Here is a 12,364-nt window from a genome sequence, read left to right as displayed (position 1 = left end):
TTTACTCATATAAATATTATTGTAATATATCTCGTATGGCATATTTATCTTTGGTGGGAGCAGGACCAGGGGATCCTGAACTGATCACTTTAAAGGCAGTGAACGTTATCCGGCAGGCGGATGTAATATTATATGACGCCCTGGTGAATGAGGCTTTATTGACTTACGCAAAGCCGGGAGCTGTGATCCGGTTTGTTGGCAAACGCTACGGGTGTCATTCTTTATCGCAGCAGGAAATCAATCACCTGATTGTGTCCTATGCCCAAAGCCATGGACACGTAGTAAGATTAAAAGGAGGAGATCCTTTTGTGTTCGGCAGGGCTACAGAAGAGATAGCCGCCGCTAAGGGAGCGGGCATTCCGGTACAGGTTGTTCCCGGTGTCTCAAGTGCATTGGCAGCTCCGGCGGGCCAGATGATACCGCTCACTTCAAGGGGCGTTACCGAGAGCTTCTGGGTAACCACCGGTACCACCCTGACGGGAGAGATCTCTTCGGATATAGACCTCGCGGCACGTTCGACCGCCACTGTTATTATATTAATGGCGATGAGCAAGCTTGAGGCTATTATGGATATATTTGCAGGGTATGGTAAAAGTAATCTGCCTGTGGCCATTATCCAGAACAGTTCTACTGATAAGGAAAAGATGGTTACAGGTACAGTGAAAGATATTGTATTTAAGGCGCAGCATGCCGGCATGTCCAACCCGGCAGTAATAGTGGTGGGAAAAGTGGTGGACCTGAAGGACATGACCGGAACGGTGCAGCAATTAATCGACAGGCATGAAGAAAGATAAACATGATTGCGACCTGCAATCCTGTATGTTATGTAAGTTGTGTATTCCTGCATGGAAACCCGCTATTGCGGCACACAGAAAAAGTTTCACGTTAAAAAAAGGTCAGATGCTCTTCCGGGAAGGAGAGCCGGTGAATGGGATCTATTTCGTGAATGCAGGCAAAGTAAAGGTACACAAGCATTGGGGCGAAGAAAAAGAACTGATCGTCCGCTTTGCAGAAGAAGGTGACATTGTCGGGCACAGGGGTGTGGGCAGTGAAATGGTCTATCCCGTGTCGGCAACCGCGTTGGAAACAGTGGACCTCTGCTTTATAGACCTGGCCTTCTTCCAGGCTACGCTCAAGGTCAATCATGAATTCCTGCACGCTCTTATGATGTTCTATGCAAGTGAGTTGCAGGAGTCAGAGAAGAATATGCGCAATCTTGTGCATATGCCCGTAAAAGGCCGTATTGCACATGCCCTGCTTATTCTCCAGAAAAAGTTCGGGACAAATGGTGATGGTTATATTAATATGACGCTCAGCCGGCAGGACCTGGCATCCTATACCGGCACCACCTATGAAACTGCTTTCCGCATCATGAGCGAGCTTATACAGGAAGACATTATTGCCATTTCCGGTAAAAGCATCGTCGTAAAAGATCCAGCCAGATTGGCGCTCCTGGAAGCAGACGCCGGTTAAAGCAGTTTGTATTCCGATGCCAGCTTCACAACGGAAGTGGTGTTATTTACCCCGAATTTTTCCATCAGGTTCTTACGGTGACTTTCCACCGTATGGGTACTGATGAACAACTGGTCAGCTATCTGCATCGTGGTCAATCCCTTGCCAATCAGCTGTAAGATCTCCTTTTCCCTGCGGGTAATACGTGGTATGGCTTTCAACAGTTCCATATCGGCATTTTTCAGCGCCTCCTTGGTACTGCTGCATAAATATTCCTCTCCATCCATGATAGCATAAATAGCCCTGATAATCTCATTACCGAGTGCATTCTTCAGCACATAACCACTCGCACCGTTCTGCAGCATGCTGTGGATGACAGGCTGCTCATCATGTATGCTCAGCGCGATAATCTTTACATCCTCATATTTCTTTTTCACTTCTCCGCAAAGGGTTACACCGCTGATGTCCGGAAGATTAACGTCCATCAGTATCACATCAGGCTGTCCTTTTTCCAGCGCCTGTAATACACTCTTACCGTCTCCATAATCGCCGTTCAGTTCTATTCCTGCATCACTCCGCAGAATGTTCTTCAACCCCTCTACCATGATAGGGTGATCTTCTACCACTACTACTTTGATCATAACTTCTTACAATTAAGTTTAACTAATTAATGGATGTCGCGCATTCAATGGTAATAGCCGTACCGGTGCCGGGTTCTGACTGAATATCTATCTTACCGCCCAGGAATTCTACGCGGGCTTCTATATTCGCCAGTCCGGCGCCTTTCAGTTTATTACCTACTGTTGTATCAAATCCTTTTCCGTCATCTTCCACAGTAAGGAAGAGGGTATTGTCGGTTTGCTGTAGTAACACAAGTATCTGCGAGGCCTCTGCATGTTTGATGGCATTGTTCACCAGCTCCTGCATGATCCTGTATAATACTACCTGCCGGGTATGTTCCATTGCTTCCGCCTGGAAATTGAACACCTGGCAAATAATATTGTCAGTACCGGTCTTCTTCAGTCCCCTGCAATATTCCACGGTAGCCTCTCCCAGACCATATTTGATAAGTATCTCAGGCATCATGCTACGGGCTATGCGGCGTAGTTCATCCATTGCGCCATCCAGCCGCTGTAGGGTATTCTGTATCAGCGACTGCCTGTGTACTGTTGTCTGGGAGGGAGTAACAGTAGACAGTTCCAGTTTAATGCCTGATAATAGTCCGCCCAATCCGTCATGCAGATCACGCGCCAGCCTGGTACGTTCTTTTTCCTGTCCTTCCAGCATTGCAGAGAGGAGGGATATCTTATGTTCCTGGCGGATGCGTTCCACTTCAAATTCATGCAGTTGTCGCTGTTGTTCCAGTAGCTTGCGGCCGTTACGGTAAAAGAGATAACTGAGCGCCGCTACTACCAGTAATGATAATATAATCACCACCATCAGCGATATCAACAGCCGGTTCTTCTGCAATGCAAATTCCTGGCGTTCGTTCTCATGCTGCAACAGCTTGATGCGGTTCTCTTTTTCGGAAGACTGGTAGTGCGCCTCCAGCTCATGTATCTTCTCCGTCACTTCCCGCTCCTGCAGACTGTCTGCAAGTATGATGTACTTCCGCAGATATTTGTATGCTTCGTCAGGAAAGTGCTGTTTGAACGACAGTTCTGCCATCAGGTCCAGGGCATGTAAACGGAAGGGGAAATCCTTCAGCGTATAGGATAAGCGCCCGTATTCGTCCATCAGCTTCATGGCCTTGTCGTACTGGCCTTGTTTTTCAAAGAGTTTTGCCAGTGAGTACAGGTTATTGCAGATGGCGACGTTGTAGTTCAGTCTGCGGGCAATAGTTAATCCGTTGTAAAACATATTGGCCGCATGATGATACAACTGGTGCTTCACATCCAGCAGTCCCTCGTGGTAATAATAGTCTGCCCATATATTAATGGAGTCTACCCCCGTCTTGTCCAGCTTTTCTTTGGCCTCCAGCAGATGGTTTTCCATTTTCTGCAGGCTGTCCAGGTGATACATACAACTCGCCAGGCTGAGATGCCTGCTGGCTATCAGATCATAATAACGCGAAGGATCTTCGTAGCTGGTCAGACTTTTATAATAATATGTGATAGCGGTCTTATACTGTGATTTACTAAAGAAAATATCTCCCAGGTCCTGATAGGTAGCGTTCAGCTCAGGGATGGCGTTCATTTTCTCCAGCAGGGGAATGGTCTGAAGGTATTCTTCCGTCTGTAACTGCGTTTGCCCCTTATTGCCCAATACCTCCGCCAGGTTGATCTTGATGTTGGCTAACAGCATACGGCCTTCCCGGCTGGTATCTTTCAGAATATCCTCTCTGGCGATGAGCAGGTGTTTTTCCGCCTCCTGGAAGTTATTGATGGAATTGAACCAGGCGCCTATTGCCAGGTAAGTACGTGCAATACCCAGTCTGCTCTCATTCTTTTCTTCCAGCTGCAATGCCTGCTGGAAATATTTCAGGGCCTGTATAGTGTCTCTCAGCGGTAGTTTCCTGGCCAGCCTGATATATAGATCAGCAGATACCGCGTCGGAAGACCCCCGCTGGCTGGTCGTTTTCTGGGCGTACAACCGGGCAGTTATACAAAATAGGACGATAAGTATAGGTATTCTCATGGACATAAATCAGGGCGGAAATATATAATTATTTGAGATACATATCCTTATTATTTTTCCTTTGTAAAAGTATCAATAGGTCCTCCCTGGGAAAACCCCTGTTTTCCGGGATTTTTTTCCCTGACTTCGTGATTAATTTTGCACTGTGATTTTGAAAGCCCTTGAAGAAGAATGTTACAGGTATATATGCTGCTTTAATTATCCCTGAAGATTGTTTATACACAATGTTTTATGTGGATTGGCATGTATACTCCGACGATATCACAAGCACATTACCAGAAATATTTTAACCGTCTTTATAGTATCAACATAGTATCAACACGAACGAAATCGTGACCATTTTTGTAAGGCCCCAGATTGTATTTTTGTTGAAGAACCACGATGAAGGGCAGCGGGTGTGTGGACCCGCTGCCATCCACCATCGCCTCCTTTTTTAAAAAACTCTTCCATTTTCAGGCTAAATTCGTACCCGGCAACAACAGTGAACGGTTTATGAATAAGTATATTTTTATTGCCAGCTTTATTGGAATCCTTTTAGCTACAACAGGGGGGGGATGTAAACGGCAGCGCGATAGTGGCAGGGCTGCAATTCCGGATACAGCGATGGTCGGGGAATTAATGCAGCATGCAGAACGCTGTCTGAACAAGCCAGGGTCTTTTGCATCAGACATGGACAGCGCCATGAACATGGCCGGGGAAATGGAACGGATAAGCACTCAACAACAATATAAACGTGGTATTGGGTTAAGCAGGTTATTGCGCGCCAAAACGCTCAGGGAAATGGGGAAGGGCACTCAGGCGAGGGAAGTGGCTGCACAGGCCCTGGAAATACTTAGTCAGGCCGGTACTGCCAGGGAAAAAGCCCAGGCACTGATCGAGCTGGGAGGCTCGTACAGTAACGACGGAGATGATATGTCCCGTAAAATAGCGCTCTATGAACAGGGAATGCAGATTTATGCCGGCCTGGGTGAGAAGCTGACGGAGGCGCAATTGAGGGAATTCATAGGAGATCTCTACCAGGTGAAGCAGGACTATCCCAATGCGCTGAGCAACCTGAAAAAGGCAATTACCCTCTACCACGAAGTTGGCTACAAACGCCTGCAGGGCGTTTACGGACTTATCGGGTATGTTTATATACAGACAGATAATTTCCAGGAGTCGCTCCGCTATAATACGCTTGCTGTAAAGATCGGTGAAGAGATGAAAGATAGCGGATCATTAATGGCAACTGTCTATGGCCGGCTTGGCGACTGTTACTTTTCTGTTGAGAACAATCAGCAGGCGATGGGCTGTTACAACAAGGCATTACCGCTTGCCCGAGCCAATAAAGACTCATTTGCGGTAATGAATATACTGGCCAACATTTCCCGGGTACTGGCAAAAACGAAGTCCTACAGACAGGCGCTGGATTCAATTGACGTAGGAGTAGCTATAGCACCGGAACTGGACGTATATGATGAAGGCCTCTTTAATATTTTACGGATGCATATCTATATAGCGGCAAACGATATGCCGCATGCAGAAATATATTTCCGGAAACTAAAGAAGGTATATGACCAGGAGGATTTACACGAAAACATGCGGCAGGCCCTGCGGTATTCAATGGCATTCTACCTGGTGAAAGCCGCTCACTTCAATGAAGGACAACAATACCTGGATGCTATGTCCCGTATGCTGGGCCGCTATCCTGTGATAAAATCCAAACGGGCTACAACGGAGTATCTCTACTACCAGATAGACTCAGCTGCAGGAAACCTCGGGTCAGCAATAACGCATTTCAGAAATTTTAAGACGATATCTGATTCTCTCAGGAATATGATGCAATCCAGACAGATGGGAGAATTGCAATTCCAGTTTGAAACAGAAAAGAAGGATAATGATATTAAACTGCTGGTACAGAAGAGCAAGGCCCAGGAAGTCTCCCTGCAGAAAGAAAAGATCATCAGAAATGTAACCATCGCTGGTGTTTTCCTGCTGATCGTTTTTCTGGGACTGATCTATAGCCGGTACAGGAACAAAAAAATCATGAACATCAGGCTGGAGACTCAGCGGAATGAGATCAACAGGCGAAACGAGGACCTCAGGAAACTGGTGGATGACAAGGAATGGCTGTTGAAAGAGATCCATCACCGCGTGAAAAACAACCTGCAGGTCATTATCAGCCTGCTGAACACACAGTCCCGGTATCTTAACAATAAAGATGCACTTGAGGCCATCCGGAACAGCCAGCAGCGCATGTATTCCATGTCGCTTATACATCAGCGGCTCTACCAGACGGATAACCTCGGTAAGATTGATATGCGCTGGTATATTCCGGAGCTGATCGGTTATATGAAAGATGGGCATGAAGCAGGGAATAACACCGAATTTATTGTTGACTGCGGGCATATAGAACTTGAAGTTGTACAGGCAGTACCGCTGGGACTTATTCTCAACGAGGCTATCAGCAACGCACTGAAATATGCATTTCCTGACGGAAGAAAAGGAACGATCACTGTAAGCCTGAAAATGGGAGCCGATAAAAATTGCCTGCTCTTTATCAGTGATGATGGGATAGGCATAAAAGATCTCAATGATGCGCTTGAAAGCGATTCCCTTGGTATGCGTCTCATGCAGGGATTGAGTGATCAGTTGGATGGTGCGTTCTTGTTGCAGAACAATCATCCGGGAGTATCTATTAGTGTGACTTTTCCGTACCATGAATTTGCACCGGAGAACAGAAAATATATATTGAACTGATGACGCATAAAGGGAAAATACTGATCGTCGAAGATGAATTCATTGTTGCCAACGATCTGCAGCAAATGTTGCAGAAGGCAGGATATGTGGTTTGTGGCATTGCATCGTCTGTTCATAAAGCGCGGACACTGCTGCAACAGCAACAGCCGGATTGGGTGTTGATAGATATCATATTGAAGGGTGATTATTCAGGGATCGATCTTGGTAATGAACTGATGCAACAGCATATTCCTTTCCTGTACATTTCTGCGAATACAAACCAGCGTACACTGGAAGCTGCCAAACTTACCCGTCCGCACGGGTTCCTGGTGAAACCTTTCCGGGAAAAAGACCTGTTCATTATGCTTGATATTGCCAGGTATAAGTTGCAAACGGAAGCCGGTCAGGATAAAAGCCAGAAGCCCCTGAAAGCAGGTAATACGAGTCTGCAGATAGCTGATACCGGATCTCATACGGAAGAAACGCTGGAAAAGATAAAGATCGTTGCTCCTGCAGATACATCTGTGTTGATCACAGGAGAAAGCGGTACGGGTAAAGAACTGGCGGCAAGAGCAATTCACAGGTTATCGCGTCGCAGCGAGTTGCCGATGGTAGTAGTGGATTGTGCTGCACTACCTGTGGCGCTCATTGAGACAGAACTGTTTGGCCATGAGAAAGGTGCTTTTACCGGCGCAGGTCAGAGAAGGGTAGGGAAGTTTGAACAGGCGAACCAGGGAACGATCTTCCTGGATGAAGTAGGAGAGTTATCGCCGGATGCACAGGTCAAACTATTAAGGGTGCTTCAGGAAAAAGAAGTTGTCCGTATAGGAGGTGATATACCGGTTAAAATAGATGTGCGTGTGATTGCTGCCACTAACAGACAGCTGGAAAAGGAAGTGGCTGAAGGGCGTTTCAGGCTGGATCTGTATTACAGGCTCAGTGTTTTTCCGATTGAGCTGGTTCCGTTACGGGAGCGGAAACGGGATATTCCTCTACTGGCCAACTATTTTCTGAAGAAATATACTGAGAAAAACAAGGCCGGTGTTGAAAAGATAACGGAGAGTGCGATGCAGCAGCTGATGTCATATGACTGGCCAGGCAATATCCGGGAATTGGAGCACCTGATAGAACGCCATGTACTCCTGGCCACGGGTAAAGATATCTCTGTATTTGGGCTGCCCTCATCCAACGTAGTTCCTGGCGTTGAACAGGCAGGTAGACTTAAAACAATGGATGAAATGGAGCGTGATCATATCCTTGCTGCATTAAGGGCCAGTAAAGGCAAAGTATCAGGCCCCGGCGGTGCTGCCGAAATGCTAGGGCTTCCTGCACAGACATTATATTCAAGAATAAAAAGACTGGGAATAAAACAGGTGTTCAAATAACATTCACCTTCCTGGAAGATTGGCGGATATTAAAATGCTCTTTTTTTATGCCTAGTTTCTGCATCCGGGAATTGAGGGTGGTAGATGGTAATCGCAACTTCGCAGCAGCCCCATTAGGCCCGGCAATCCTGCCATTGCAAAGCCTGACCACTTTCAGGATATATTCCCTTTCCATTGTTTCCAATGGCACTATGCTGAATGCGTTTTCCTTGTCAGCTGAAGGTGTTTTATGAAGTGCGCCAGGGAGGTCTATATGCAGCACATTCTCTTTACTAAGCAGTATTGAACGTTCCAACAGGTGTTCCAGCTCCCTGACATTTCCTGGCCAGTCATGATGCATCAGGCTTTCCATAACTTTATCCGGCACTACAGGCGCCTTTTTCCTGTTGACAGTTGTATAACGCCGGAGGAAGTGAGTAACGAGGACCGGAATGTCCTCTTTGCGGTTACGCAGCGGGGGGACTGAAATGGGTATTACATTCAGACGATAATACAGATCATGCCTGAAATTACCAGCTCTCACTTCCTCTTCAAGATTACGGTTGGTGGCGGCAATAATGCGCACATTCACTTTAATAACACCTTTACCTCCTATACGCTCTATTTCCTTTTCCTGTAATACTCTTAATAGTTTAGCCTGGAATTCCAACGGTATTTCTCCTATTTCATCAAGGAACAGCGTACTGTTTTCTGCCAGTTCAAACTTACCGATCCTGCGCTGTAAAGCTCCTGTAAAAGCGCCTTTCTCATGACCGAAAAGTTCGCTTTCAAAGAGGCTGTGAGGCAATGCAGCACAGTTTATTTTTATCATCATGTTATTCCTGCGTGGGGATGCGGCATGTATGGCACTGGCAATTACTTCCTTGCCCGTACCTGTTTCTCCCAGTAGCAAGACTGTCGAGTCAGATGGCGCTATCCGCTCCACCACAGTTATTATATTTTGTATTCCGGGGGATGTGCCGATAATACTTTTAATGCCATTACACGATCCTGCCTTATCCTGTAAACTGAGGTTACCTTCTTCCGGATCTCCTTTGTACTTCCTTATTTCCCGGAGTTGTTGTTCAATCTTCTCACCGAAAATAATATTGCCGAATCCTGCTCCCAATATATCTGCTATACCTTTGAACAGTCTGAATTTTTCAACCTGAAAGGAGCCTTTCTTCTCTCCATAAAGATATAAGACGCCTATGGGCATACCTCCTCCTGAAATTTTTACCAACAGCATTTCCCTGATACCTGCATTGAACCAACGATAAACATAGCGGGGAACAGTGTTCGCCTTCATGGCCGTCTGCAGGTCTATAAGCACCGGTTCTTCCGACGCAAGCGCCTTTTCAAAAATGCCATCATTGATAGAATGACTGGTCACGATGATAGGTGTTTCACCCCTGTAAGAAGGAATAGTGTTTTCTTCCGTATGCAGGAATGGTGAATGCGTCACTCCGTCTTCATTGATCAGACAGAGTGTATAATATCTTCCTCCGAAAAGCTCGGGGAACTGGTCGGTGATAACCGCGCGGAGATCCTGCCTGCTCTTTGCTCCGGCAACGATGCTGCTCAATTCCAGCAGGACGGCCTGTTCTCTTTTCTGTTGTTCAAGGCTTTCAATAAGAAAATGGCTGTCCGGAATAGATAGACGGCTATTCTCTTTGGGAGTACTTTCTTTTTCCATATGCTCACGATGTTCCTGAACAAACATAATCACAATGCAGAAGATCCTGCCGAAATGTTACGTTTTCCCGCAATTTTAGGCTCCTGCATAAATTCACGAAATATCGTAAATAAAAGTTCGTGTCTCCGGGAATGCTTGTATTGATAATCAATTGAATAAGAGTGGGTATGGCATTTGACCTGGTAATTATCTCATTTAATAAAAACGATAAGAATGAAACAGTTGTCAGTTAAAAATGTGGTCATCGTTCATGGCGCATTTGCCGATGCTTCCGGTTGGGAGCCTGCGTATCAGTTACTCCGTGCGCATGGTTTTAATGTTACGCTGGTTCAGAATCCGACCAGTACGCTCCAGGCAGATGTAGCTGCTACTGTTGCAGCGCTCGACAGGCAGGATGGTCCGGTGGTGCTCGTTGGACATTCATGGGGTGGCACCGTCATCACACAGGCGGGGTTGCACGCTAAAGTAGACAGCCTGGTGTATGTAGCGGCTTTTGTTCCCGATGCTGGTGAGTCTACACTCGATCTCGTGCAATCTGCACCTATACTGGAAGTGAATGGCATCCTTCCGCCGGATGAAAAAGGACTGGTCTACCTGGACAAAGACAAATTCAATGCTACTTTCGCTACGGGACAAACAAAAGCGAAATCAAGCTTCATGTATGATTCCCAGATCCCGCTTACGGTAACCGCTTTTACCGATAAGGTAACGGTTGCGGCATGGCGTTCAAAGCCTTCTTTTGCTATAATGCCAACAGACGATGGTACAGTAAATCCTGTATTGGAACGTAAAATGTACGATCGTGCAAAATGTAATGTCACAGAGGTGACTGGTGGGCATACATTCTTTATGAATGATCCTGAAAGTGCGGTACGTGTTATTCTCACTGCTGCGGGCGTTAAGTGATCTTTCAGCTTAAAAATAAGGGTGGGATTATTGTCCCACCCTTATTTATTGAACGCTGTTGTGCATTAAATACGCTTAAATGACCACAGCTGATGATTCCCCCCGTTGTTTGTATATTGTACTACGCGTGCGCCCGGCACTGTTGATTGTGCTGTTATCTCCAGGACCTTACCACTTTGTACACCCGTGATGGTATAATAACCATCTCTCTGGGCTGTGATGGTCCACTTTTGATTATCACCGCCATTATAGTCATACAACTGCAGGCCGGCTCCATTTAGAATGGATTGTCCTGTGATATCCAGGGCTCTGCCGCTTTGTACACCGCTTATCTGGTACTGATTATTACCCAGATGTCTGACCTGCCAGCGCTGGTTCTCTCCGTTGTTGGCCGTCCATTGCTGTATCGGTGTTGCATTAGCGGTAGATTGTCCGGTGGCGTCAAGTGCTAAATTGCTGTTCTTATTGACGATATTGTAGATGCCGTCCGGTATCGCCTGACTAGCTCCCGTATATGAGGCCAACACCTCCTTCAGCAAGGCGGCGGCTTTTATATGACCGGCTTCGCTGGGATGCAGGTTATCCGGCAGGTAATCTGCTGTCGACTGCGTTAACCACCCTTCTGTATTGATGTAATGCACCTTTTTGTCGCCGGCAGTGATACGGTTTTCAACGGCGGCTACTGTAGGTTGTGAACGTATGCCGAGAAAAGTACGCATGACAAATATCTCCGCCTGCGGAAACCTGGAGCGGATACCTGCCAGCAGCCCTGTATACACCTCCCGGAACGTACTGTCGGAATCTTCATAGTCACTGTCGTTCGTACCAAGGTTGAGCACCACTACCTGTGGTGTATACTTCGTGAAATCCCAGGCAGGAGAGGAGGGATAATTCGGTGGCTGCAAGCGGAAATATTGTGCGTCCATGGCTGTTCCATGCCTCGGACTGCTCACCAGTGCAATGCCGGGGTAGGCGATCTGTGTATGTTCAGCTCCCAGCTCTTCCGAACAGATCCATGCATAGTCAGACACATTTGCCTGACCATTCAGGTATCCTGCGGTAATGGAATCACCAATGTATTCGATGAGATAAGAACCGGTGGATGGCTTGCTGGTAGCCGCTCCCGCGTCCAGTATCAGTCCCATAAAACTGAACACATAGTCATAGTCCCTTCCCTGTGCTACTGCCAGTGTGTGTGTACCGTTTGCAAGTGGCATGGCCGTAAGGTCAATAACACCGCCTACATTCTTATAAGAGATCCAGGGACCATTATCGATCCTGGCATAGAAATTACTTGTGTTGCCGGTCCTTATTTTGACAGTGGTACCTGTAAAGTTCACTTTAAAATAAGCGCCACCCCAATAACTTGTATAGCGGCTGTTATCGCTGACATCCCAGCGTCCGAAATACCTGATATTGGCATCATCAGGCGTGCCGCTGCCTGCCGCTGCCAGCGCATAGGCCATCTTATCCGGTGCAGTCATGGCATCCTGGCTGTTATCCTTCTTTGTGCAGGCATTCAGCAGGAAGGAAAGTATCAGTATAAAATTTACACTTAATCTGCGTAACATGTTTTCCTGTTTTATAATTA

Annotated in this window: 9 protein-coding genes; 5 read left to right on the top strand and 4 right to left on the bottom strand. The window is 46.7% G+C overall.

All coding sequences use genetic code 11. The annotated features are described in order from the left end of the window. The first annotated feature begins 35 nt into the window (after positions 1 to 35). Together cobA and F3I09_RS08870 are read left to right on the top strand one after the other, a co-directional pair. Positions 36 to 794 (top strand): uroporphyrinogen-III C-methyltransferase, encoded by a 759-nt coding sequence (gene cobA, locus F3I09_RS08875; protein WP_149694678.1) that lies wholly within the window; start codon positions 36 to 38, stop codon positions 792 to 794. Further along, the gene (locus tag F3I09_RS08870) at positions 781 to 1,473 is read left to right on the top strand and encodes a Crp/Fnr family transcriptional regulator (RefSeq protein WP_149694677.1); all 693 of its coding nucleotides are present in this window, start codon (positions 781 to 783) and stop codon (positions 1,471 to 1,473) included. The genes cobA and F3I09_RS08870 overlap by 14 nt, the downstream gene beginning before the upstream one ends. Here F3I09_RS08870 and F3I09_RS08865 read toward each other — a convergent pair. Continuing rightward, the gene (locus F3I09_RS08865; protein ID WP_089834170.1) at positions 1,470 to 2,093 is read right to left on the bottom strand and encodes a response regulator transcription factor; all 624 of its coding nucleotides are present in this window, start codon (positions 2,091 to 2,093) and stop codon (positions 1,470 to 1,472) included. The two genes, F3I09_RS08870 and F3I09_RS08865, sit on opposite strands and share 4 nt — an antisense overlap. A gap of 22 nt (positions 2,094 to 2,115) precedes the next feature. Then, a complete protein-coding gene (locus tag F3I09_RS08860; protein WP_188133739.1) occupies positions 2,116 to 4,044 on the bottom strand; it encodes a sensor histidine kinase in 1,929 nt (642 codons plus the stop codon). A gap of 426 nt (positions 4,045 to 4,470) precedes the next feature. On the opposite strand from F3I09_RS08860, the gene F3I09_RS08855 reads away from it, so the two are divergent. Both F3I09_RS08855 and F3I09_RS08850 read left to right on the top strand, forming a co-directional pair. After that, positions 4,471 to 6,828 (top strand): histidine kinase dimerization/phosphoacceptor domain -containing protein, encoded by a 2,358-nt coding sequence (locus F3I09_RS08855; protein ID WP_149694675.1) that lies wholly within the window; start codon positions 4,471 to 4,473, stop codon positions 6,826 to 6,828. Next, entirely contained in the window at positions 6,828 to 8,192 is a 1,365-nt protein-coding gene (locus F3I09_RS08850; protein ID WP_149694674.1) for a sigma-54 dependent transcriptional regulator, read from the top strand. The genes F3I09_RS08855 and F3I09_RS08850 overlap by 1 nt, the downstream gene beginning before the upstream one ends. Here F3I09_RS08850 and F3I09_RS08845 read toward each other — a convergent pair. After that, positions 8,185 to 9,867, bottom strand: coding sequence for a sigma 54-interacting transcriptional regulator (locus tag F3I09_RS08845; RefSeq protein ID WP_149694673.1), 1,683 nt, complete (start codon positions 9,865 to 9,867; stop codon positions 8,185 to 8,187). The two genes, F3I09_RS08850 and F3I09_RS08845, sit on opposite strands and share 8 nt — an antisense overlap. 213 nt (positions 9,868 to 10,080) lie before the next feature. On the opposite strand from F3I09_RS08845, the gene F3I09_RS08840 reads away from it, so the two are divergent. Beyond that, positions 10,081 to 10,773 (top strand): alpha/beta hydrolase, encoded by a 693-nt coding sequence (locus F3I09_RS08840; protein WP_149694672.1) that lies wholly within the window; start codon positions 10,081 to 10,083, stop codon positions 10,771 to 10,773. 65 nt (positions 10,774 to 10,838) lie between these two features. Here F3I09_RS08840 and F3I09_RS08835 read toward each other — a convergent pair whose 3' ends face one another. Continuing rightward, on the bottom strand, positions 10,839 to 12,344 hold the full coding sequence (locus tag F3I09_RS08835) for an RICIN domain-containing protein (RefSeq protein WP_149694671.1): 1,506 nt from the start codon (positions 12,342 to 12,344) through the stop codon (positions 10,839 to 10,841). Between the last annotated feature and the right edge of the window lie 20 nt (positions 12,345 to 12,364).

The organism is Chitinophaga sp. CF418 (assembly GCF_900142925.1).
Classification (GTDB): domain Bacteria; phylum Bacteroidota; class Bacteroidia; order Chitinophagales; family Chitinophagaceae; genus Chitinophaga.
Note: the sequence above shows the minus strand (reverse complement) of the source record. Positions and strands in the feature narration are given on the sequence as shown.